The 22,555-nt window shown below is 71.5% G+C and carries 25 protein-coding genes and 1 pseudogene; 6 read left to right on the forward strand and 20 right to left on the reverse strand.

What is annotated here, in order from left to right:
- Positions 1–46 precede the first annotated feature (46 nt).
- The 10 genes from BJY18_RS20135 to BJY18_RS20180 all read right to left on the reverse strand — a co-directional run bounded on the left by BJY18_RS20135 (position 47) and on the right by BJY18_RS20180 (position 7,933).
- Positions 47–385, reverse strand: coding sequence for a hypothetical protein (locus tag BJY18_RS20135; RefSeq protein ID WP_312873899.1), 339 nt, complete (start codon positions 383–385; stop codon positions 47–49).
- A gap of 40 nt (positions 386–425) precedes the next feature.
- Entirely contained in the window at positions 426–890 is a 465-nt protein-coding gene (gene mce1N, locus BJY18_RS20140; RefSeq protein WP_184781437.1) for a transport-regulating membrane protein Mce1N, read from the reverse strand.
- Positions 890–1,462: a hypothetical protein gene (locus BJY18_RS20145; protein WP_312873900.1), complete on the reverse strand. Its 573-nt coding sequence runs from the start codon at positions 1,460–1,462 to the stop codon at positions 890–892. Before BJY18_RS20145 ends, mce1N begins: the two co-directional genes overlap by 1 nt.
- A gap of 19 nt (positions 1,463–1,481) precedes the next feature.
- Positions 1,482–2,453 (reverse strand): porphobilinogen synthase, encoded by a 972-nt coding sequence (gene hemB / locus BJY18_RS20150; protein ID WP_184781438.1) that lies wholly within the window; start codon positions 2,451–2,453, stop codon positions 1,482–1,484.
- Positions 2,454–2,531: 78 nt separating this feature from the next.
- A complete protein-coding gene (locus BJY18_RS20155; RefSeq protein ID WP_184781439.1) occupies positions 2,532–2,933 on the reverse strand; it encodes a type II toxin-antitoxin system VapC family toxin in 402 nt (133 codons plus the stop codon).
- Complete coding sequence (locus BJY18_RS20160; RefSeq protein ID WP_184781440.1) at positions 2,926–3,156, reverse strand: type II toxin-antitoxin system CcdA family antitoxin; 231 nt, start codon at positions 3,154–3,156, stop codon at positions 2,926–2,928. Before BJY18_RS20160 ends, BJY18_RS20155 begins: the two co-directional genes overlap by 8 nt.
- Positions 3,157–3,238: 82 nt before the next feature.
- Positions 3,239–4,771, reverse strand: coding sequence for a bifunctional uroporphyrinogen-III C-methyltransferase/uroporphyrinogen-III synthase (locus BJY18_RS20165; protein WP_184781441.1), 1,533 nt, complete (start codon positions 4,769–4,771; stop codon positions 3,239–3,241).
- 85 nt (positions 4,772–4,856) lie between these two features.
- A complete protein-coding gene (hemC, locus tag BJY18_RS20170) occupies positions 4,857–5,804 on the reverse strand; it encodes a hydroxymethylbilane synthase (RefSeq protein WP_184781442.1) in 948 nt (315 codons plus the stop codon).
- Positions 5,801–7,135 carry a glutamyl-tRNA reductase gene (locus BJY18_RS20175; protein ID WP_184781443.1) on the reverse strand — a complete coding sequence of 445 codons (1,335 nt, stop codon included), beginning with the start codon at positions 7,133–7,135 and terminating at the stop codon, positions 5,801–5,803. Before BJY18_RS20175 ends, hemC begins: the two co-directional genes overlap by 4 nt.
- Positions 7,136–7,933: a redox-sensing transcriptional repressor Rex gene (locus tag BJY18_RS20180; protein ID WP_184781444.1), complete on the reverse strand. Its 798-nt coding sequence runs from the start codon at positions 7,931–7,933 to the stop codon at positions 7,136–7,138.
- A gap of 735 nt (positions 7,934–8,668) precedes the next feature.
- Between BJY18_RS20180 and BJY18_RS20185 the strand changes: the two genes are divergently transcribed.
- Both BJY18_RS20185 and BJY18_RS20190 read left to right on the forward strand, forming a co-directional pair.
- Positions 8,669–9,295 (forward strand): hypothetical protein, encoded by a 627-nt coding sequence (locus tag BJY18_RS20185; protein ID WP_184781445.1) that lies wholly within the window; start codon positions 8,669–8,671, stop codon positions 9,293–9,295.
- 141 nt (positions 9,296–9,436) lie between these two features.
- Positions 9,437–9,925, forward strand: a complete 489-nt coding sequence (locus BJY18_RS20190) for a hypothetical protein (RefSeq protein ID WP_184781446.1) — start codon at positions 9,437–9,439, stop codon at positions 9,923–9,925.
- Between the two features lie 72 nt (positions 9,926–9,997).
- Here the strand turns inward: BJY18_RS20190 and BJY18_RS20195 are convergent, their stop codons facing one another.
- The 3 genes from BJY18_RS20195 to BJY18_RS20205 all read right to left on the reverse strand — a co-directional run bounded on the left by BJY18_RS20195 (position 9,998) and on the right by BJY18_RS20205 (position 13,438).
- Positions 9,998–11,500 carry a molybdopterin-dependent oxidoreductase gene (locus BJY18_RS20195; protein WP_221459630.1) on the reverse strand — a complete coding sequence of 501 codons (1,503 nt, stop codon included), beginning with the start codon at positions 11,498–11,500 and terminating at the stop codon, positions 9,998–10,000.
- 159 nt (positions 11,501–11,659) lie between these two features.
- Complete coding sequence (locus BJY18_RS20200; RefSeq protein ID WP_184781448.1) at positions 11,660–11,911, reverse strand: glutaredoxin family protein; 252 nt, start codon at positions 11,909–11,911, stop codon at positions 11,660–11,662.
- Positions 11,912–11,935: 24 nt separating this feature from the next.
- Positions 11,936–13,438 carry an AMP-binding protein gene (locus BJY18_RS20205; RefSeq protein ID WP_312873901.1) on the reverse strand — a complete coding sequence of 501 codons (1,503 nt, stop codon included), beginning with the start codon at positions 13,436–13,438 and terminating at the stop codon, positions 11,936–11,938.
- Between the two features lie 303 nt (positions 13,439–13,741).
- Here BJY18_RS20205 and BJY18_RS20210 point away from each other — a divergent pair, with 303 nt between their 5' ends.
- The 3 genes from BJY18_RS20210 (at position 13,742) to BJY18_RS20220 (ending at position 16,717) form a co-directional block, all read left to right on the forward strand.
- On the forward strand, positions 13,742–14,443 hold the full coding sequence (locus tag BJY18_RS20210; RefSeq protein ID WP_184781449.1) for a sigma-70 family RNA polymerase sigma factor: 702 nt from the start codon (positions 13,742–13,744) through the stop codon (positions 14,441–14,443).
- Positions 14,444–14,619: 176 nt separating this feature from the next.
- On the forward strand, positions 14,620–15,702 hold the full coding sequence (locus BJY18_RS20215) for a DUF5667 domain-containing protein (RefSeq protein WP_184781450.1): 1,083 nt from the start codon (positions 14,620–14,622) through the stop codon (positions 15,700–15,702).
- Between the two features lie 112 nt (positions 15,703–15,814).
- Positions 15,815–16,717 (forward strand): HAD family hydrolase, encoded by a 903-nt coding sequence (locus BJY18_RS20220; RefSeq protein WP_184784734.1) that lies wholly within the window; start codon positions 15,815–15,817, stop codon positions 16,715–16,717.
- 232 nt (positions 16,718–16,949) lie between these two features.
- On the opposite strand, the pseudogene BJY18_RS38240 reads toward BJY18_RS20220, so the two are convergent.
- Positions 16,950–17,120 (reverse strand): annotated as a pseudogene (locus BJY18_RS38240) (RidA family protein); the annotation flags it as partial.
- A gap of 62 nt (positions 17,121–17,182) precedes the next feature.
- On the opposite strand from BJY18_RS38240, the gene BJY18_RS20230 reads away from it, so the two are divergent.
- Positions 17,183–17,626 (forward strand): TetR-like C-terminal domain-containing protein, encoded by a 444-nt coding sequence (locus tag BJY18_RS20230; protein WP_246458929.1) that lies wholly within the window; start codon positions 17,183–17,185, stop codon positions 17,624–17,626.
- A 5-nt stretch (positions 17,627–17,631) separates the two neighbouring features.
- Here BJY18_RS20230 and BJY18_RS20235 read toward each other — a convergent pair whose 3' ends face one another.
- The 6 genes from BJY18_RS20235 to BJY18_RS20260 all read right to left on the reverse strand — a co-directional run bounded on the left by BJY18_RS20235 (position 17,632) and on the right by BJY18_RS20260 (position 22,460).
- Positions 17,632–18,744 (reverse strand): lysophospholipid acyltransferase family protein, encoded by a 1,113-nt coding sequence (locus BJY18_RS20235; protein ID WP_184781451.1) that lies wholly within the window; start codon positions 18,742–18,744, stop codon positions 17,632–17,634.
- A complete protein-coding gene (locus tag BJY18_RS20240) occupies positions 18,741–19,787 on the reverse strand; it encodes an NAD-dependent epimerase/dehydratase family protein (RefSeq protein ID WP_184781452.1) in 1,047 nt (348 codons plus the stop codon). The genes BJY18_RS20235 and BJY18_RS20240 overlap by 4 nt, the downstream gene beginning before the upstream one ends.
- A gap of 288 nt (positions 19,788–20,075) precedes the next feature.
- Complete coding sequence (locus BJY18_RS20245; protein ID WP_007030867.1) at positions 20,076–20,177, reverse strand: 30S ribosomal protein bS22; 102 nt, start codon at positions 20,175–20,177, stop codon at positions 20,076–20,078.
- A 176-nt stretch (positions 20,178–20,353) separates the two neighbouring features.
- Positions 20,354–20,569 carry a helix-turn-helix domain-containing protein gene (locus BJY18_RS20250; RefSeq protein ID WP_184784736.1) on the reverse strand — a complete coding sequence of 72 codons (216 nt, stop codon included), beginning with the start codon at positions 20,567–20,569 and terminating at the stop codon, positions 20,354–20,356.
- 221 nt (positions 20,570–20,790) lie between these two features.
- Positions 20,791–21,603: a pyrroline-5-carboxylate reductase gene (gene proC, locus BJY18_RS20255; RefSeq protein WP_184781453.1), complete on the reverse strand. Its 813-nt coding sequence runs from the start codon at positions 21,601–21,603 to the stop codon at positions 20,791–20,793.
- Between the two features lie 23 nt (positions 21,604–21,626).
- Entirely contained in the window at positions 21,627–22,460 is an 834-nt protein-coding gene (locus BJY18_RS20260; RefSeq protein WP_184784737.1) for a thioesterase family protein, read from the reverse strand.
- Positions 22,461–22,555: the final 95 nt, after the last annotated feature.

Genomic DNA, 22,555 nt, shown 5'->3' on the forward strand with positions numbered 1-22,555 from the left:
GATCCGCGCCGGGGAGTCCGAAGTGGACAGACTTGTCCGGCCGGATTCAGTCCTTGTGCTTGCGGCGCCGCGCACGCACGGCGAGCAGGAGCTGCCGGATCGCGTCCACCACGAGCACCGCGGCGAGGGCGCCGAGCCCGAGCGCCCCGGCGAGGTGCCCGCCGAAGTACCGCTGCGAAGCCAGCTGCGCGCCGTCGCCGGCCGTGGTGACGACGGTGATCACCCCGGCGTGCCACAGCAGGAACGCCAGCCACAAAGCGACCGCGGCCACCAGTACCTCGCCGAGCGCGACGAACGCCCGCCACGGTTGGTTGAGCCGTGAGGACGGCTTGGCTTCTTCCGGTGGCCACAGCTGCGCACCGGTCGGCTGAGGGAGGTCGATCACGGGGTCCAGCCTTTCAGGTTCGCCGGCAGCGCGCTCGGGTTCAGCGCTCATCGGGCTGGTCCTCCCGGTCGGGGTTCGCCGCGACGAGCTCACCCAGGGCCGTACGCAGGGACTCGACGTCCCTGGCCCAGGCGAGCACCACCGTGCCGTCGTCGAGCTGCACCGGCAGTTCGTCGTACTTGCGGGGTACCGCCCAGCCGCCGCCGAGCACCTTGGCACCCGCCGGCGCGCCGACGTCGGCCACTTCCGCGATCCGCGCGGCCGGCACGTTCTCCCGGCCCTGACGCAGACCGTGGGTGGTGACCGCCAGGGAGAGGAACCGGCGGCGCGCGTACACCCACGGCAGGGTCAGCGCGGCCAGCCCGACCCCGACCAGCACCCAGCCCACCACGTGTACCGGCCCACCTGTCGCGAGTTCGGCGAGCGCGCCCAGCACCGCGAACAGCGGGCCCCAGACCAGCGCCGTCCATCGGACGCCGGGTTCCGAGTACAGCGTGCGGTCCATTACAGCTTCTTGCCGACCTTCGGGAAGTACTCCGCCACACTCGGCAGGTACAGCAGGACCAACGCGATCACCAGCAGCAGCGACGAAACCACCGAGAACACACTGCGCACCAGGCCGAGCTGGAAGACCAGGCCGAGGACCGCCAGCAGCGTCACCACGGTGCGCGCGGAACGCGTGCCCTCCCGCGACTTCCACGCGAACAGCACCATCAGCGCCCCGAAGCACAGCGCGCCCACGAACAACGCCCAGACCAGCGTGGTCGCGTTGGCCTGCACCTGCCCGGCGTCGAACTTCTGCCCGGACTGGGCACTTTGGCGGATCGCCTCGTCCACCAGCTGCTGCTTGTACAGGACGGTGACGACCTGCCCGGCCACGAGGACCACCGCGGCCACGACGACGAGCACGAAGGCCAGGTGCACCGGCCTCGGCGGACTCGCCTTCGCCGCCGTCTGCCCTGGCAGCACCGGATCCGGCGCCCGGCCCAGCTTGCGGAGCTGGTCGTCGGTGAGCTTGTCCTGGTCGCGGGGCTGGCCGCCGGTCAGCCCGGCGTCCGGCTCGTCGTTGTCGGCCACCGCAGAACCCTAGCTCAGGTCAGTCCAGCCAGGCCGCGGCCTCGGCGGCCCAGTAGGTGAGGACCGCATCGGCGCCGGCCCGGCGGATCGAGGTGAGGACCTCGAGCACGGTGCGCTCGCGCTCGAGCCAGCCGTTCGCGGCGGCCGCCTCGACCATCGCGTACTCGCCGGAGATGTTGTACGCCGCCACCGGCACCGGGGAGATGTCCGCGGCCGCCTTCACGATGTCCAAATAGGACAGCGCAGGCTTGACCATCACCATGTCCGCACCCTCGGCCAGGTCCAGCTCGAGCTCGCGCATCGCCTCCCGCGCGTTGCCCGGATCCTGCTGGTAGGTCTTGCGGTCCCCCTTGAGCTGCGAATCGACCGCCTCGCGGAACGGGCCGTAGAAGGCACTGGCGTACTTGATCGCGTACGCGAGGATGGCCTTGTCGCTGTGCCCGACCTCGTCCAGCGCCCGGCGGATCACGCCGACCTGGCCGTCCATCATGCCGCTCGGCCCGAGCACGTGCGCACCGGCTTCCGCCTGCGCCACCGCCATTTCCGCGTACAGACGCAGCGTGGCGTCGTTGTCCACCGCGCCGTCGGCGTCCAGGACACCGCAGTGCCCGTGGTCGGTGAACTCGTCGAGGCAGGTGTCGGCCATCAGCACGGTCGAGTCGCCGAGCTCACTGCGCAGATCGCGCAGTGCGACGTTGAGGATGCCGTTCTCGTCGACGGCGCCGGACCCCTCGGCGTCACGGGTGGCCGGGATACCGAACAGCATCAGCCCGCCGACCCCGGCGTTGACCGCTTCGACGGCCGCTTTCCGCAGCGTGTCCCGGGTGTGCTGGACGACGCCCGGCATACTCGAGATCGGCCGCGGCGCATCGGCTCCCTCGGCCACGAACATCGGCAGGATCAGCTGCCGGGGCCGCAGCGTGGTCTCACCGACCAGCCTGCGCATAGCCGGAGTGGTACGAAGCCTGCGAGGTCGCTGTTCAGGGAACACCCCATCCACGGTACTCGCGCGCGTCGTGAGTGTTAATGCCGGTCAGAACCGGCGTAGCCACTCACGAGACACCCAGGGTCAGCCGATCTCCTCGGCGAGCGTGGTGGCCCGGGCAAGCCTGCGATCGGTGGTCAGCACCACTGTGCGCAGCCGCGCGGCCAGCTCCACGTACAGCGCGTCAGTCAGCCGGAGGTCGGCTCGCCGGGACCAAGCCCCGGCCGCCAGTTCGGCAACCGGGTGCCGGGTGAGGGGCAGACTGGTCAGCCTGTCCAGTGCGGCGGCGACCTCGTCCGGAGTCAGCTCACCCGCACGCTGCAGTCTGCCCAGCGCCGACAGGACCTCGGCATCGAAATGCGCGGGAGCATGCAGGACAGCGCCACGCAACCGCTCTCTCGCCGCATCGGCATGACTCGTCCCCGCCAGCACTTCCACGAGCAACGAGGCGTCGAGAACCGCGATTTCGGCCGCGGAATCAGGCATCGGACACGTCGCCCAGCTCCGCACGCGCGGCAGCCACAGCGTCCATGACCGCCTCATGCGAGATCGTGCGCCGCGGCGCGGGAAGCGCATCGAGCCACGCATCAGTGGCCTGCCGCTGCAGGGCATCGGACAACGCGGCCTGGACCAGTGCGCTGACATTGAGGTCAGCACTTTTCGCCCGCGCAGCCAGCTCGTCCGGCACGTACACGTTCATTCGCGCCATACACACACTATACACACAAAGCCGTGAAGGCCTCGTTCGGAGAACTGGGTTCCCTGAACGAGGCCTTCATCGACTTCAGGGCTCAGCTGCGCCGGGTCCGCTTGGCCTTGCGCGGCGGCGGCAGCGCGCCTTCGGCACGCAGCCGGGCGGCGTGCTCGGCCAGCGCGTCCACCAGGTTCGGCACGTCGGCCTTCTCCGGCTGGACGTCCACCCGCAGGCCGAACTCCACGGCGGTCTCCGCGGTCTTCGGGCCGATGCACGCGACCAGCGTGCGGGCATGCGGCTTGCCGGCGATGCCGACCAGGTTGCGGACCGTCGAGGACGAGGTGAAGCAGACCGCGTCGAAACCGCCGGTCTTGATCATCTCGCGGGTCTCCGCGGGCGGCGGGGCGGCGCGGACGGTGCGGTAGGCCGTCACGTCGTCGACCTCCCAGCCACGCTCGACCAGACCGGCCGACAGGGTCTCGGTGGCGATGTCGGCCCGCGGCAGCAGCACCCGGTTCACCGGGTCCAGCACGTCGTCGTACGGCGGGAACTCGGCCAGCAGGCCCTCGCTGGACTGCTCACCCTGCGGAACCAGCTCGGGGATGATGCCGAACGAACGCACCTTCGCGGCGGTCGCTTCGCCGACGCAGGCGATCTTCACGCCGGAGAACGCCCGCGCGTCGAGACCGAACTCCTCGAACTTCTCCCACACCGCGCGTACCGCGTTGGTGGAGGTGAACACGATCCACTGGTAGCGGCCGTCGACGAGGCCCTTCACCGAGCGCTCCATCTGCGCGGGGCTGCGCGGCGGCTCGACCGAGATCGTCGGCACCTCGTGCGAGGTCGCGCCGTGGCCACGCAGCCGCTCGGCCATCTCGCCTGCCTGCTCCTTGGTGCGCGGCACGAGCACCTTCCAGCCGTAAAGCGCACGCGACTCCCACCAGGACAGCTTCGAACGCTGCCCGGCCGCCTGGCCGACGGTCACCACGAGCGGGCCGACCAGCTCGCCCGCGTCGTTGGCCACCGAGGCCAGCGTGGTGTCCAGCGTGCGCTGGGTGTTGATGGTGCCGTTGGCGGTCACCGCGACCGGGGTCGTGGGCGGCAGGCCCTTCTCGGTGAGCTGGCTGGCCGCCTCGGCCAGGTGCGCCGAGGTGGCGTGCAGCACGATCGGGCCGGCGGCCGCGGCCAGCGAACCCCACTCGACCTCGCCACGCACGTCGACTTCGGTGTACGTGCCGCCCAGCGCGACGCCCGCGTACGCCGGCACCGCGGTACCCGGCGAAACGCCCGGGATCACGTCGAACACGGCGGAGGTGCGGGCCACCGCCTGCACCTCGGCCACGACGGCGGGGCTGGTCAGCGGGTCGCCGGAGACCAGGCGCAGCGCGAGCCGGCCTGCCTTGGCCTCGGCGGTCAGGTCCTTCGCCACGTCGGCCGGTTCGCCGACGGCGGGCCGTACCTCGGCCCCGGCCGGGGCGTACGCGAGCACGGCGGCGGGCACGTCCGGGTCGGTCACCACGACCTCGGCCTTGGCCAGCAGCTCCTGGGCGCGGACGGTGAGCAGACCGGCGTCACCGGGGCCCGAGCCCACGAAAGCGACGCGCCCTGCGGTCTTGCGAGCGGGGGTCATCGTTGGTGTTCTTCTCCTCTTGGGCGGCCGGTGTCCCCGGCCGCGGGTGGGTGGGGCAGGTTGTTCGGGTCAGTGCCGCCGTGCGTCACTGGGCGGGGCCGGACAGCGCACCGGCCCCCAGGTCGAGCAGTTCGGCGGCCAGCGTCCGGCCGAGCTGCTCCGCTTCGCCGAGTTCGGCGACACCGGACGCGCGCACCATGTCGACTCCGCCGTTCTCGCCTTCGACGGCAGCGGTGCCGCGCAGCGAGATGCGTTCGAGCACCGCGCCCTCGGCGTCGAGATCTTCGACGATCTCGGCGAGCGCCCCCACCGGGGCACTGCACCCCGCCTCGAGCGCGGCAAGCAGGGCCCGCTCGGCCGTCACCGCGACCCGCGTGCCCTCGTCGTCCACAGTGGACGCGAGCAGGTGCTCGACGTCCACGTCGGCGGCCCGGCACTCCAGCGCCAGCGCCCCCTGCGCGGCCGAGGGCAGCATCTGGATCGGGTCGAGGGTCTCGGTGATCGCCTCGACCTGGCCGGTCCTGGCCAGTCCGGCACGCGCGAGGACGACGGCATCCAGCTCGCCATCGGTCACCTTGCGCATGCGGGTATCGATATTGCCTCGGATCGGCACGATTTCCAAACCGAGCCCCAGCGCGCGCAGCTGCGCCATCCGCCGGGCCGCGCCGGTGCCGACCTTCGAACCGGGTGGCAGCTCACCGAGGGTGAGCCCGTCACGGGCGATCAACGCGTCCCGCGGATCCTCCCGCAGCGGCACCGCGGCGAGCACGATGCCAGGTTCGGGCGCGGTGGGCAGGTCCTTGTACGAATGCACCGCGACGTCGATTTCCTTGCGCAGCAAGGCCTCGCGCAGTGCGGAGGTGAACACGCCGACGCCGATCTGCGAGATCGGGGCGCTGGAGAGGTCGCCGGGGGTCTTCACGGTGACGATCTCGACCTCGACGCCGGTGCCGCGCAGTGCGTCGGCGACGGTGCCGGTCTGCGCGAGGGCCAGCTTGCTGCCTCGCGTGCCGATACGGATGACTCTGGTCACTGGGATTTCTTCTCGGTTTCCGGGGATGGGGACGCTGCGGACACGGTCGGGCTCGCCACGGCCGCGGGGGCCTGCGGATCGAGACAGAACAGCTCCCGCAACGCGTTGGCGTAGTCGGTGTCGGCCGTCTCGGCGGCCAGCTGCTTGACGCGCACGGTGGGCGCGTGCAGCAGCTTGTCGACCACCCGGCGAACCGTGCGGCCGACCTCTTCACGCACCTGGCTGTCCAGTTCCGGCAGCCGGTGGTCCAGGCGCAGCAGCTCCCCGTCCACCACCTCGGCCGCGCGGCGGCGCAGCGCGGTGACGGTGGGCGTGACCTCGGCGCTGCGCTGCCCGGCGAGGTAGTCGCGCACCTCGTCGAGCACGATGCCGTTGGCCTTGGCCGTCTGCCGTTCGGTGGTCGGCGCACCGGCCTCGCGCATCCGGCGCTGGATCGTCTCCAGGTCGACCACGGTGACGTCAGCCAGCTCGGCGACGTCCGGGTCGACGTCCTTGGGCAGCCCGAGGTCGCATACGACCAGCGGGCGCCCGGCGCGCGGCGGCACGTGCTCGGCCAGGAACACCGCGTCCTTCGCACCGGTGCACGACACCACCACGTCCGCCTCGGCCACGGCGCCGGCCAGCTCGGACAGCGGCACGGACTGCGCGAGCACGCCCTGTTCGGTGATCTTGACCGCGAGCCGCGAGGCGTTGGCGTCGGTGCGGTTGGCCACGGTGATCCGGCCGATCCCGGCCTTGGCCAGCTGCGTCGCGCTCAGCGCACCCATCGAACCGGCACCGACGATCAGCGCGTGCTTGCCCGCGAGCTCGCCCGCGGCGTTCAGCGCCTCGGACACCACGGACGCGCCGAGCTGGTCGAGCCCGGTCTCGGAGTGCACGCGCTTGCCGACGCGCAGGGTGGTCTGGATCAGCTCGTGCAGTGTGCGGCCGACGGTGCCGGCCTCCCGCGCGGTGGCGTAGGCGGCCCGGACCTGGCCGAGGATCTGGGTCTCGCCGACCACCATCGAATCGAGCCCGGAGGCCACGCAGAACAGGTGCTCCACGGCCGCGCCGGCGTAGTGCACGTACAGGTTGTCGTACAGCTCGGTGGGCTCCATCCCGGCCTGGCGGGAGAGCACCTCGGAGACGTCGTTGACCCCGCCGTGGAAGGTCTCCACGACGGCGTAGACCTCGATCCGGTTGCACGTCGAGACGAGCATGGCCTCGCTGACGTGCTCGGCCTGCTGCAGCTCGTGGAGCACCTTGGCCAGCTCGCCGGCGGGCACCGCGGCGCGCTCCAGCGTGCCGAGGTCCGCACTGCGATGGGAGAGCCCGACCGCCAACACGCTCATTCAGCGCACCACCATTCCGAGACCGCCGTCCGTTCCGGCGCTGTTTCGTCCGTCACCTGTACCGCCATTGTCGATCGGCAGGCCGGCGTCCGGTAACCCGGGAGTTCCCCGGTTTTCCGGTGCTTCCCCGGCGCGATCGGCACGGCGAGCCACGTGGAAGGACAGGATCTGCAGCTCGACGGCCAGGTCGACCTTGCGGACCTCGACATGCGCCGGTACCTGGAGCACCACCGGCGCGAAGTTCAGGATGCACTGGACGCCGCCTGCCACCAGCCTGTCGCAGACCGACTGCGCGGCGGTAGGAGGTGTGGCGATGATCCCCACGGAAATCTCCCGTTCGGAGCAGATCCGCGGAATGTCCTCGAGATGTGAGACCGGGATCCCGCCGACCGGGATGCCGACCAGGTCCGGGTCGGTGTCGAAGAGCGCCTCGACCGGGAACCCGCGTCCGGGAAAGCCGCCGTAGTTCGCCAGCGCGTGCCCGAGGTTGCCGATCCCGATCACGGCGACGCGGTGCTGACGGGTGAGCCCGAGGATCCGTTCGATCTGGCTGACCAGCACCTGCACCTCGTAGCCGACGCCGCGGGTGCCGTAGGAGCCGAGGTAGGACAGGTCCTTGCGCAGCTTCGCCGAGTTGACCCCGGCGGAACCGGAAAGCTCCTCGCTGGAGACGGTGGTCGCGCCCTGTTCGGCCATCCCGGACAGCACCCGCAGATACACGGCCAGCCGCGCGACGGCGGCCTCGGGAATCTGCTTCGCCCGGACCGCGGTGTCCTCCACCCCCGCCACGGCGGGCATCTCGGCGGTCGGCGCGTTGTCGGCGTCCGGCGCGGACCGAGCCCCCCGGCGGGGGCGGCTTGCCGTGGTCGCCCGAGGCGCGGCCTCGCGGGTGCTCGCTGCGGCACTCCTCGGGGCGCGGCCGTTGCCCTCGGGAGTGGCTTCCCGCGTGGCGGAACTCCGGGAGGCCCCGTTCCCGGATCCTGCGGTTCGGGGGGCGTGGCCGTTGTCTTCGGCACCGGTTTGGTCCGGGCCGGGGACGCGACCATTACTGCCAGGGGAACCGTTGCCGCCAGGGGAGCTTTCGCCATCGACGGTGGGCCGGCGTTTCCCGGCCGCGTGCCGGCCGCCGGATCGGCGACGGGCAGGCCTGGACCCGGTTTCGTCACCGTCAGTGCCGGCGGTCTCACCGTGGGGTGGCGTAACCGGCGGTTCGGCACCGCTGTGCCCACCCCGCTGTGTCACCACGCTGGTCACTCCTCGTCCGACCTGTGCACGTCCGTTTCCCAGTCCACATCCAGGTGGCGGGAAACCGACTCTTGACCCCGCGGCTTCCGTCCGGTTCGATGCCGGGCTTCACGGGGACGACCCGACCCACGGTAGTCCACTTGTGAACGCAGGCACAAAGTCACTGGTCACCGACATGTCACGGGCACGGCAACGGCCCGTCGCGGAGCGACCCGGTGCGCGTCCGGTCCGGGTACCCGGCACAATCTCCTGCCTGCCCCATTCCCGGACGCGACGGTCAGGAGAACGATGGCGACGCACTGGATCTGGTACGTGATCGCGCCGCTGGTCATCATCGGCTGCGCGCTCTTCTACTGGCGCCGATACCAGCGGAACAAGGCGGCGGCCACGGCGTACGCGACCCAGCGCGGCTGGACCTACACCGAACGCGACCAGGACCTGCTCGGCCGCTGCCACGGCGCCCCGTTCGACGGCTTCGGCCGCCGTCGCCGCGCCTGGCACGCAGTGCGCGGGCAGCACGGGCCGTACGAGGTGCTGTCGTTCGAGTACAGCGAGGTCCGCGGCCGAAACCACGGCAACCGCTACGCCCGCCGGGTTTTCCGCCAGCTCGCCTCGCTGAAGCTGCCCTTCCCGGCACACGAGGTGTACGCGACCCCGCGCGGCCGGATCGGCAGGCTCGCCAACCAGGCCGGCCTCACCGGCTCCGGCACCGGCAACCCCGACATCGACAGCGAATGGGCGACCGAGGGCCTGATCCCCCCTGCGGTCCAGGACTGGCTCGCCACGCACCGCCGCCGCCCGTTCCGCGTGGTCGCCGGCCGCCTGGAAACCTGGCACGAAGGCCGCTTCGACCCGAACCGCATCGACCCCGCGGTCGCGGACCTGGAGGACCTCGCCCAGCGACTGTCCCGCTGAACAGGCTAGGGCCGCACTGTCCGTGCAACGCGCAGCTGTGCGGGACCGCCGCAAGTAACGCACCCTCGGCGGCCTCCTTCGTCGTACTGGCGAGCGTCCCCCCGTACAGACGACTAAGGCATCTTCACACTGAAGAGGAAGTTGGACTTGAAGCCCCGAAAGCATGCGGCAGCGGTATTGGCGCTACTGACTTTGTCACTGGCGAGCACAGCGGCCTGCAGTTCATCCCCTGACGCACCGGCGAAGCAGCTGGGGTCGAAGACCGCGTGCGACCTCATCAGCCAAGCGGATTTGGGATCGATCGTCGGCGGAGCGGTGCCAAGACCCGAAGTTTCCGGTCCTCAGTGTGTCTACCAGTCCTCGAACCAGGTGACCGCCACGCTCGCTCGCGGGATCGAGTCATCGAAGGGCGGTTCGGATGTGACTGTTGCCGGGCAAGAGGCCACCGAGACGAGTGCCGCGGAGGGTCAAGCTTGCGTGCTCAACGTGCGGCTGGCCGGCGACGACACACAGCAGCTCTTCTCGATCGCGCTGAACTTCGGACCGGATTCCGTCACCAGCTTTGGCAACACTGCCTGTGCCATGACCGAGAAGGTGGCCGACAAGATAATCCAGTCGCTGCCCGGTTGATGAAGCACGAGCTGGCCGACGCGCTGGGCAGGCGGCTGCCCACGCCCCTCCGGCCCTGACGAGACCGGACTCTCACCGCGCGGTGAACGACACCGAATGCCATCCGCTCGCTCCGTCCGGGACCGGGTCCGCCGGATGGTCGGTCTGGGTGTAGCCGGACTGGTCGGTGGCACGGACGGTGACCGTGTGCCCGCCGGACGGGGCCGGTACTTCCGCCCACCACATCCGCCAGGTGTCCTTGTTGACCTCGGCCGACAGGGTGGCCTGCTGCCACGGTCCCTGGTCCAGCCGGACCTCCACCCGCTGGATCCCGACGTGCTGTGCCCACGCCGTGCCCGCGATCCGGACCGTGCCCGCGGCTACCGAGGCACCGGCGGCCGGCGTGTCGATCCGGGACTCGGTCTTGATCGGCGCCTGTTCCGCCCAGCCACGCTGCAGCCAGTACGACTGGCGCTCGTCCCAGGTGGTGAATTCCAGGTCGGTGACCCACTTCGTCGCCGAGACGAAGCCGTACAGGCCGGGGATCACGATCCGCGCCGGGAACCCGTGCTCGACCGGCAGCGGCTCACCGTTCATGCCGATCGCCAGCATCGCGCCGCGCTCGGGGTCGAGGGCGACGTTCGCCGGGGTGCCGCAGGTGAAACCGTCGACGCTGGTCGCGTACATCTGCTGGGCACCGTGGCGCACACCGGCCTCGTCGAGCAGCTCCGACAGGTCGACGCCGATGAAGTTCGCGGTGGAGATCAGGTCGCCGCCGATCTCGTTGGACACGCAGGTGAGCGTGACCGTCCGCTCGACCAGCGGCCGGTTCCGGATGTCCGCGTAGGACAGCGTGACCTCCTTGTCCACCATCCCGTGGATCTTCAGCTGCCACTCCTCGGCTCGCACCTGCGGGACCACGAAAGCGGTGTCGATCCGGTAGAAGTCCTTGTTCGGGGTGATGAACGGCGGGGACCCCAGCTTCACGAAATCCGCGTCCGGCGGCAGCGGCGGAGCCTTGCGCGCGGGCACCAGCGGCCCGATCGCGGCTCGCGAGCCGGCGGCGTTGCCGGATCCGGCGACGACCTCGCCGACCACGGCGGCGACTCCCGTACCCACCGCGACTCCCGCCCCACGCTGCAACACCTGCCGGCGCGTCAGCCCGGTCGCCTCCGCACCGGTCACCGGCAGCGCGCGCCCGTGCAGCCAGCCGAACACCAGCAGCGCGGCGGCCATCGCGAGCACCGGGGCCAGCAACGCCAGCTGCCCGACGTCGGTGCGCTGGTACACCGCCACAATCCCGGCGATCCCGAGTACCGCGACGAGCACCTGCCCCGGCAACGGCCGGCGGCGCGACAGCTGCCCGGCCAGCACCGCGAACCCGACCAGCACCACGGCCAGCCCGATCCTCAGCACGGTCTTGTCCGCCGTCCCGAGCGTCCGCTCCGCCCACACCACGACCGGATGCGGGCTGTGCGCGATCACGAAGTCGGCGACCGCCACGAACGGCGAAGCCTGGTACCCGACGAACGCGGCCAGCAGGTGCCCGACCCCGAGCGCGGTGATCAACGCGACCAGCCCGAGGAACGTGGCCATGGCCAAGGACAACCGGGTCGGTACGGCGGGCGGGGCTTGCTTCAACGCGCTCACCCCACCATCTTCGGCGGACCGGACCCCCCAGGTGCACTGTGGACGATTACGGCTTGCTTACCAGTGCCGCCAACACGCGCCTTGCCCGGAAAGTGCCGCGAGTACCTACGCCTTGCCCACCGGTGCCGCCAGCGCGCCGCGCAGCCGGTCCTCCTCCACCCGCCAGTAGCCGTGTTCCGCGCCGTCGACGAGGATCACCGGCACCTGGTCGCCGTACTCGGCCCGCCACTCCGGATCGCTGTCCACGTCCGCGGTCTCCCACGGCACGCCGAGCTCACCGCAGATCCGCGCGACGTCCGCCTCCGCCACCTCGCACAGGTGGCATCCGGCGCGGCTCATCACCGTCACCTTGTGCATGCCACCACCCTAAACTCGCGAGTCCTAGCGCAGCTTGAGCCGACGGAGCTTGCCGGTGGCCGAATGCGGCAGCGTCTCGGCGAATTCCACGGTGTGCGGCACCTTGTACCCGGCCAGCCGGCCCGCGCACTGGTCCACCACCTGCTGGTGCGACAGCGCCGCCCCGGCCGCGGGCACGACGACCGCCTTAACCGCCTCGCCGCTGCGTTCGTCGACGACCCCGACCACGGCGACCTCGGCCACCTCCGGCAGCTGCGAGATCACCTCCTCGACCTCGTGCGGGAAGACGTTGAAGCCGTTCACGATGATCAGGTCGTTCGCGCGGTCGACCAGGTGCAGATCGCCGTCCGAATCGAGGTAGCCGACGTCCCCGGTGCGGAACCAGCCCTCGCCGTCCGGGCCGTGCGCGCCGTCCGGCCAGTAGCCGGAGAACAGGTTCGCGCCGCGGATCGACACCAGCCCGGTGCCTCCGCCGCTCTCGAACACGTCGTCCACCTCGTCCGGGTCCAGGCCGACCTCGTCGCTGGTGCCGTCGCTGTCCACCAGCCGCAGTTCCACCCCCGGCAGCGCACGGCCGACCGAACCCGGCTTCGGGTACCCGGTGACCAGGGTCGAGGTGACCACCGGCGCGCATTCGGTGAGCCCGTACCCCTCGTACACGTCGAAACCGGTGGCCTCGCGGATCGCGGCGAGCACCTTCGGGTGCAGCGGCGCGGCACCCGACGTCATCCGCCGCACGGTGGCGAGACCACGGCGCAGCTCGTCCGGCCCGAGCGCGGCGAATTCGTTGTACATGGTGGGCACGCCGGCGATCGCGGTGACGCCGTGCTCGGCGCAGTCGTCCAGCGTGCGCCGCGGCTCGAACCGTTCGGACAGCACCAGCGACGCACCCTGCGCGGTCGCCAGCAGCAGGCCGGGGCCGAGACCGTAGACGTGGAACAGCGGGATCGAGATCAGCAACCGGTCCTCGGCGTCGAGCAGCCCGTCGACCTGGGCCAGCTGATCGAGGTTGGCCAGTAACGCGCGGTGGGAAAGCTGCACGCCACGCGGCGGCCCGGTCGTGCCGGAGGTGTAGGAGATGACCGCGACGTCCTCGCCGGAGCGGCCGAGATCCACCGGATCGCCGTCCGCCTCGCCGCGGGGCGGCAGGCCGGTGACGCCTTCCGGCAGCTCCGCGTCGGTCTCCCGCTGCACCACGAACGTCGCGCCGCTGTGTGCGAGCAACGGATGCAGCTCCGGGTCCGGCGCCTGCGGCGACAACGGGACGACGACGCCGCCGGCCCGCAGCACTCCGAACAGGGCCACCGCGAAGTCGGCCGACGTCGGCAACCGCAGCACGACCCGGTCACCCGGCTCCAGCCCGGCCTCGACGAGCCGGCGGGCCTGCGCGTATGCCGCCGCGTCGAGCTCCTGCCAGGTCAGCGTCGTGCCGGTGCCGGTCTCGGTGATCGCCGTGCGGTCCGGCCACCGGACGGCCGCGCTGCCGAGCAGTCCGGCGACGCCCTGCGCGGTGCTGGTCCGGTCCACTCCGCCCCCTCTCCTACCGCCTGCGAAGTCTTCCTCTCGTCACCCGTCATGGGGACGCCGCGCGATCGTCGCACCTCCGCTACCCCCGGACACTACCTACTTCGCGGTAACAACACGTATGCTGCACTGCGTCGCCAGGTGGCGTTGATCACTGCCGGGTGACCCGAACAAGGGAGTCGTCGTGCCGAAGCAGCCGGTCCACGCGGTCGTGGAACACGCGGTGCGGTCGGCTCCCGCGCGCCCGCGGCCCGGCGGGGACCCCCGTCCGGCCGCCGCGCCCGGGACCGCCGGAGGTGCCGCCCGATGACCCATCCCACCACGCTCCCCGTTCGCCGCGGCCCGGTCACCGCGTTCTCCGAACGCGTGTTCGGCCAGCCGGCCCCCGCCCTCCCACTGGCCCGCCCGGCCGAGGAACCGGACCCCGCCGAAGTGGCCAAGGCCGAGGCCTGGGCGCTGGTGCGGTCCGCGCAGGAAGGTGACTCCTCGGCGTTCGGGCAGCTCTACGACCGGTACGTGGACGTCGTGTACCGCTACACGCTGTTTCGGCTCGGCGACCGCGACCTGGCCGAAGACGTCACGAGTGAGACGTTCCTGCGTGCGCTGCGCCGGATCACCTCGGTGAGCTATCAGGGCCGCGACGTCGGCGCCTGGTTCGTCACGATCGCCCGCAACCTGATCCTCGACCACGTGAAGTCGAGCCGCTTCCGGCTGGAAGTGGTGACCGACGAGGTGACCGAACCGGGCCGCCCGGCCGCCGCGGTCGGCCCGGCCGCGCAGGCGGGCCCGGAACAGCAGGCCATCGCCGGCGCCACCCGTGTCGAGCTGCTGCGCTGCGTGGCCGAACTCGGCGAGGACCAGCGCGAATGCATTGTGCTGCGGTTCCTGCAGGGTCTCTCGGTCGCCGAGACGGCCCGGGTGATGGACCGCAACGAGGGCGCGATCAAGGCACTCCAGCACCGCGCGGTGCGCCGGCTGGCCCAGCTGCTGCCCACCGGGTTGCGCTGAGTCCCGCACTGCGTCGACGGCGGCTTGCGCGGAGTCCGCACTGCTTCGGACTGTGGCCAGGCACGGCCGGCCGCGAACGGCGATTCCCGGGCAGGCCGTAACTTCCCGGGCTTCTTAATCGTTTCTCCACGCAGACCGGCGGTCAGGGCCGGCGCAGCTGGAGACGGAGCAGCACCGTGGGCGTGCCCGGGCGGTTTTCACGGGAGCGGGCCGAGAACGAGCGGTTCGACCGCGCACTCGGCGCCGCGCCGAACCGAACCGGCGACGAGTTCGCCGAGGAGCTCGCGACGGTCGGCGCGCTCCGGGAACTGGGCGCCACGGGGGCACCCGATCCGGCCACCCGCGCCCGGATCCGCGCGGAGATCGAGGGCAGGCTCGGGGAGCCGCTGCCCCGTCGCCGTCGCCGGCTGGGACCGGCGGACCTGGTGGCGGCCGGGATCGCACTGATCCTCGGCCTGGCCGGGCTCACCTTGCTGCTGTCCCGCGACGCGCTGCCCGGCGACGCGCTGTACCAGGTGAAACGAGCAGGCGAAGCGACCGCGCTGGGGCTGACCTTCGATTCGGCGGGCAGGGCAGAGAAGCATCTCGAGTTCGCCGCCGGCCGGGTCGACGAGCTGGGGCACCTGACCGACGCGTCCCCGGCCGCCTACCGGACCGCGCTCACCGACTTCGGCGACGACGTCCGGGCGGGCGCCCGCGGAATGGCCGATCTCGCCACACAGGACGGCGACCGTACGCGGCTGGCCGAGCTCGCGTCGTGGGCGAAGGAGGAGTCCCGGCTGCTGGCGTTCGCTCAGACGCAGGCCCCGGCCGCGGCACGCGACGACGTCACGAGCGCACGCGGTCTGCTCGACCGGGTTCGCCAGCGCACCACGGCACTCGGCTTCCGGCTCGGCTGTTACCGGATCACCACCGGCAGCACCGACGAACTGGGCCTGCTCCCCGCTTCCGGCGCCTGCACCCGGGCACCGGAAGCGCCCGGCTCCGCCCCCGCTCCCCCGCCTTCGGCCCCGCCGTCGCCGGACGAGACCGCTCCGCCGGCCACGTCGTCCACCCCGGACGGCAGGCCGGAGCTGGCGTTGACGAGCAGCCCGACACCGACCGGCAGCAGCGTTGCGAGCAGCCCGGCCGCACCCGTCGTACCGCCTCCCATCACGGCACCGACCTCGCCTCGGCTGCCGACGTCGACCAGGCCCCGGCCACCGGTCGTCTCGGTCCCGCCGCTGCTGCCGGGGCTGCCCCGGATCGTGATCGGCTGACTCCCGGCCGGCCTGATCGAGGTCCGCGCCACATCTCCAACGGGTGAGTCTCGCGGTCGCTACCCTGTGCAGCAGGGCCCGGCCGTTCCCGGCACGCCGGGACCTGCCGAACGTGGAGGCGGTGTGCGTGTCAGCTTGGCGTGGCAAGGACAAGAGTCAAGAGCTGGAACGGCTCGCCACGCTCGCGGGCGAGGCGTCGGCGCAGGCCGCGACCACGGTCGCCGAGCCGCCCGCCCCGCCCGCGCCGCCGGACCTCACCGCGGCCGCGTTCTTCGACGTGGACAACACCATGATGATGGGCGCGTCCATCTTCTACTTCGCCCGCGGCCTGGCCGCGCGCAAGTTCTTCACCTCCGCCGATCTCGCCGGTTTCGTGTGGCAGCAGGTGAAGTTCCGCATCGGCGGACGGGAGAACAAAGAGGACATCAAGACGCACCGGGAACGGGCGCTGTCCTTTGTGGCCGGTCGTACGGTGGAGGAACTCACCGCCATCAGCGAGGAGATCTACGACGAGCTGATGGCGGACAAGATCTGGTCCGGCACCCGCGCGCTCGCGCAGATGCACCTCGACGCCGGGCAGCGCGTGTGGCTGGTCACCGCGACCCCCATCGAGCTGGCCGCGATCATCTCCCGCCGCCTTGGCCTGACCGGCGCACTGGGCACGGTCGCGGAATCCCGGGACGGCGTGTACACCGGCCGGCTGGTCGGTGACCTGCTGCACGGCAGGGCGAAGGCACACGCGGTCCGCGCGCTCGCCTCGCGCGAAGGCCTGAACCTCAAGCGCTGCACGGCTTATTCCGATTCGCAGAACGACGTGCCGATGCTGTCGGTGGCCGGCACCGCGGTGGCGGTGAACCCGGACAGCGGCCTGCGTGACGTGGCCCGCGCCCGAGGCTGGGAGATCCGCGACTTCCGCACCGGCCGCAAGGCCGCCCGCATCGGCGTCCCGTCGGTACTCGGCGCGGGCGCGGTGGCCGGCGCGGTGGCGGCCGGCATGGCCTACCGCCGCCGCTGACCCCGCCCCCGTGAGTGCCGAACCCGGTGGGAACCGGCCGCACCACTCCCGACTCAGTCCAGGACCGCGGTGGCCTCGAGTTCGACCAGCAGGTCAGGCTCGGCGAGGGCGGCGACGCCGATCCCGGTGAACGGGGCCTGCGGGGTGTGCCCCAGCTTCGCCGCGGCGCGCTCCAGACCTTCCTGGATTGCCCCATCTTGTCCTCCGACCAGTCGACGAGGTAACAGGTCAGCCGGACTACGTCGGCGAACGTTCCGCCGGCTTCGGACAGCGCGGTGGCCACGTTCAGATAGAACTGCTCGACCTGCGCGGCGAAATCCCCTTCGCCGATCCGGTTGCCCTCCGCGTCGCGAGCCACCTGCCCGGCCACGAACACGAATCGCGAACCGGTACCCACGGACACCTGCTGGTAGAGGTCGACCTTCGGCAGCCGGTCCGGGCGGGCCGCGCAGCTTGTGGAAAGCCTTGCGCCAGGAGGGTTTCACGCGGTTGGCGCACCGGCTCGCCGAGGTTCGCCCGTCCGCCGACCCGGTCCGCGATCTGACCGCGCTGGTCTCCGCCTACCTCGGCAACGCACTCGAGCACCCCGACCTGTACCGGGTGATGTTCGACGCGAACTTCGAACCCGAGGACGCCAAGGCCGCCGACGACACCCTGGAGTACCTGGTGCAGGCGGCCGAACGCGGCAGGCGTGACGGCCGCTACCGCGAGGACGTGGTCGCGCTGGAGCTGGCCACGCAGAGCTGGGCCATCGCGCACGGCGTGGTGTCCCTGGTCGCGAACGGACCGCTGCCGCGCGGCACACTGGACCACGGCGCGGCGTTGCTGACCGCGCTGTTCGTCAGCGTCGGAGACCAACCGCGGCGCTGCCACCGCTCGGTGCGCAGGGGCTGGCGACTGCCGGCCTGAACCGCTCAGCCCCGGAACACGCTGCGGCGCTGGGAAAGCCGCCGGTACAGCGTCTGCTGGACCGACTCCCGGACCTGGTCGGTCAGGGTGAACACGAGCATCGGGTCGTCCACCGCGTCCGGGCTGTACTCGTCGGTGCGGATCGGCTCGCCGAACTCGATGGTCCACTTGGTCGGCAGCGGCAACGCACCCAGCGGGCCGAGCAACGGGAAGAACGGCGTGACCGGGAAGTAGGGCAGGCCGAGCACCCGCGCCAGCAGCCGCAGGTCACCGATCTTCGGATAGGTCTCCTCGGCCCCCACCACCGACACCGGGATGATCGGCACGCCCGCGCGCATCGCCGCGGACACGAATCCACCACGCCCGAAGCGCTGCAGCTTGTACCGCGCGGAGAACGGCTTGCCGATGCCCTTGAAGCCCTCCGGCCACACCCCCACCAGCTCGCCTGCGGACAGCAACCGCTCGGCGTCGGCGTTGCAGGCCAGCGTCTGCCCTGACTTGCGCGCGAACGACCCGACCAGAGGGAGCTTGAACACCAGGTCGGCGCCGAGCCCGCGCAGGTGCCGGCCACCGGTCTCGTCGTGCACCGCGACCGCGGTCATCAGCGCGTCGAGCGGCAACGTGCCGGAGTGGTTGGACACGAGCAGCGCCCCACCCGCCGCGGGCAGGTGTTCGACGCCGAAGGTGTCCACCCGGAACCACTTCTCGTACAGCGCCCGCAACGGCGGCAGCACCAGCGTCTCGGTGAGCTCGGCGTCGAAACCGAACTCGTCCACCGGATAGTCGCCGGTGAGCCGGCGCCGCAGGAAGGTGAGCGCCTCACGCAGCCCTTCCGGCAGTGGATCGGACTCCGGCTCGGATGCGGTGGCCGACGGGAACGCCACGACCGGCGCCTCGGCCGAAGGCTCCGGGCGCGCGCCCGGACGGGGCTCGGGGCGTGGTTCCGGCCGGTACTCCGCTCGCTTACCCGGGCGCGGGTCCGGCTGGATTTCCGACCCGTGCTCCGGACGTGGTTCCGGCACCGGCTTCTCGCGGCCGGGTCCGTGCAGCGGGATGACCTGTGCCTCGGCACCGTTCACGGGGTGCGCCTCACTTCCGGCGTTCGTCGCGCGGTTCATCGGCCGGCCTGCCCGGTGGCGGCGGCCTCGAGCACTTTGCCGGCCAGCCCGGCGAGCCGGCCGCCGTCGAGCACCGGACGCAGGCCGCGGCCGGCCACGTAGTCGTCGAACGCCTCGCGGGTGGTCCAGCGAGGCGTGTAGCCGAACTCCTTCTTGAGCTTCGTGATGTCCACCGCGCGGCCGAAGTTCAGCAGGCGCAGCTGGTCGGCGGAGAAGTCGACCACGTGGGCACCGCGCAGCAGGCGGCCCACCGACGGCACCACCGCGCCCGGCATCGGCAGCCCGAGACGACCGGCGCGGCGGATTGCCTGCGACACCGTGAGCACGCCCTCGGACGCCACGTTGAACACGCCGGGCTTGTCCTGCAGCGTCGCCAGCTCCAGCACGGACAACGCGTCGGAGCCGTGCAGCAGCTGCAACCGCGCGTCGTAGCCGAAGACCGTGGGCACGACCGGCAGCGCGAAATAGCGCGCAAGCACAGTGTCGACCTCCGGGCCGATGATGTTCGCGAAGCGCGCGAGCGTGACGGTGATGTCCGGCCGGCGCCGCATGAGACCGCGTACGTAGCCCTCCATCTCCACCGCGTCCTTCGCGTACCCGCTGGCCGACGCCGGGATCAACTCCGAGTCCTCGGTGAAGACCGCCTGCGAACGCGCGCCCGCGCCGTACACCGCGGCAGTGGACTTCACCACCAGCTTGCGCACCTTCGGCGCCCGCTGGCACGCCGCCAGCAGCCGCATGGTGCCGATCACGTTCACTTCCTTGACCGCCGACCGACGGCTCGGCCCGGCCGGGTGCGCGGTGCACGAGGTGTGCACGACGGTGTCCACCTCGGCACTGCTGATCACCTTCGCGATCAGCGGATTGCGGATGTCGGCGCGCACGAACTCGGCGCGGCCCATCCGCCGCAGCACGTCCTTGGCCGGCGGCGCGGTGTCGACACCGAGCACGCGCTCGAACTCCGGATTGGTCCCGAGGCGGGCGAGCAGCTTTCCGCCAAGGTCGCCGGCGACCCCGGTGACGAGCACGATGTTCGAGGCCATGGGACTCCCTGATCGGCAACGGTGCGATGGAGCTGGACGGCGGGGCCGCGCACGGTGGGACACCGTGCTCACCCGGGACGCGCGAGCCTGCGCTCGTGGGAAGCATCGCGCGGAAGCACTGGCCATGTTACCGACCGGCCGCGGCCCTCTGACCAGGTCTTACCTGGTTTTAACGGCACCGACCCAGAATGCGGTGCGCACCTCACTCGAACGGGCGTAAGTGCCCAGAACACGGACGTGGCCCGTCCAGAGACTGGACGGGCCACGGACCTCAGCCGGTCGACCGGCTCACTTACCGGCCTTACGCCGCTGCACTCGCGTGCGGCGCAGCAGCTTGCGGTGCTTCTTCTTGGACATGCGCTTGCGGCGCTTCTTGATCACGGAACCCATGGGCGCTCCTCAGTTGTCGTCGGTCACGCTGCCCGGCGCAGCGTCCAACGGGTGGAGCGCACAGGCACGAGCGGTCTACCAGGTTACCCGCGCCCCGGCGCGGGCCGGTCGGCGGGCATGGTTTGACCCGCGCCCGGCGACCGTCCCACCACCGCGTCCAAGCGGAGCGACACTGCTCAACCGACGTCGAAGTAGGCGCCCTGCAGGTACTCGTGCACCGCCTTCTCCGGCACCCGGAACGATTTGCCCACCCGTACGGCGGGCAGCTCCCCGGAATGCACCAGGCGGTACACGGTCATCTTCGAGACCCGCATCAGCGTGGCCACCTCGGCGACCGTCAAAAACTGGACCTGCCCCACCGAGGGCAGTTCCTCCTTCTTGCCAGGCGACATGATCACCGCGTCCTTCGACACGTGTCGCGCCACGAGGCTTCCCCACCTGTGGTATCGACACGCACGTGCTCTGTCGAGGGTAGCGGGACAGGTGGGACTCATGCGACGCCTGTCACCAGGATGGGCCCCCACCAGCACATTCCCGGCGCCCGAACGGAGCAGTCTCGGTCCGGAACGCCGGTTTCGCCCGTTTGGCGGCCCCGGGGCGCCGAGGTGCCCGGTCAGCGCTGGTGCTCGTGACCGAGCTCCACGGAGCGGTCACGCGCGGCTTCGATGGCGTCCAGCAGCGCCGCGCGGACGCCGTGCTTCTCCAGCTCCCGGATGCCGTTGATGGTGGTGCCCGCGGGCGAGGTGACGGCCTCGCGCAGCAGCACCGGGTGGTCCTCGCCCTCGGCCAGCATCTTCGCCGCGCCCACCGCGGACTGGATGATCAGCTGACCGGCCAGCGCCCGCGGCAGGCCGAGCAGGATCCCGGCGTCGATCATGGCCTCGACCAGGTAGAAGAAGTAGGCCGGACCGGAACCGGACAGGGCGGTCACCGCGTCCTGCTGCTTCTCCGGCACCTCCACGACCTGCCCGACGTGCGACAGCAGCTCCTTCACCACGGCGATGTGGTCCGCGGTGGCGTACCGGCCAGGGGACACCGCGCTCATCGCCTCGCCGACGAGCATCGGCGTGTTCGGCATGACCCGCACCACCGGAACGCCCTCGGCGAGCCGGCGCTCGTACAACACGGTCGGCAGGCCCGCGCACAACGACACGACCAGTGACGACGATCCGAGCAGCGGCGCCAGCTCGGCCAGCACCGGCTCGATGTCCTGCGGTTTCACCGCGACCACGAGCACGTCGGCACGCCTCGCGGCGTCCTCGACGGTGACCGCCTGCATCCCCGGATAGCGGGTTTCCAGTTCGCGCGCGCGGTCCTCGTACCGTTCGGTGAAGAGCAGGTCACCCGGCGCGTGACCACCCTGCAACAGGCCCGACAGCAGGGCCTCCCCGATCTTCCCGGCTCCCAGCACCGCGATCACAGTCATGGCGCCAGCGTGCCAAACCGGGCTCAGGCCCCCGGGGCCGGGGCGAGCGCGAGCTGGCGGACCTGCGCGACCAGCCGGCCCTGCGCGTCGACCACCGTGGCGTCCGAGTCGAACCACGGCTCGTGCACCGAACGCGATTCGACGAAGACCCGCAGCCAGCCCGGAGCGGGCCGGGTCCGCAGCAGCGCAGTCAGCTGCACGGTCGGCGCCCAGCCGCGATGTCCGAGGCCGACCACCACCGGCGGGTTGAGGTCCCCGGCGAGCATCGCGAAGAGCACGTCGACCTCGCCCGTACGCGGCCGGGCCCACAACCGCAGCCGCGGCGGGTCGCCGGTACGCCCGGCGAGGAACCCGGCGGTGCCCGGGTCGAGTCGCACGTCGCAGCTCTTGGCGAGGTGGAACGGGCCTTCGGACAGGTCGCCGCCGCCGAGCTGCAGCGCACCCGACGGCGGCTCCGCGGGCAGCTGCGGCACGTCGGTCCACTCCGGACGGCGCATCGGCAACCGCCCCGTCGTCACCCTGGCTTCCACACAGCTGCGGCCACGCTGCTCCATGGACACCGCCACGACGGTCGCGCGGCGGCCCACCTTGCGCACGTCGGTACGCAGCAGCACCGGCCCCAGCGCGGGCGCGTGCAGGAACTCCGCGCTCACCGCGAGCGGTTCGACGGTCGCCTCACCCCGCTCCCGCAGCACGGCCGCCGCGGCCTTCGCGAGCACGGCCACCAGAAACCCCCCGTGCGGGTGGGTCCCGATCGCCCACTCGGCGCGCAGGGTCGCGGTGAACGTGCCATCCCCCAACGACCGGACTGTGGTGGCCGCGCCGAACGCTGTCGCCGTGTCGTCGGACCCGTTCACGGACACCCGGCCACGGCGGGACGGCCCGTGGAACCGGTTCCGGGGACAGCGGAGGCCGAAGCACGCAACGATTTCACGATCGGCACTCTACGTGT

Source organism: Amycolatopsis jiangsuensis (assembly GCF_014204865.1).
In the GTDB taxonomy this organism is placed as follows: domain Bacteria; phylum Actinomycetota; class Actinomycetes; order Mycobacteriales; family Pseudonocardiaceae; genus Amycolatopsis; species Amycolatopsis jiangsuensis.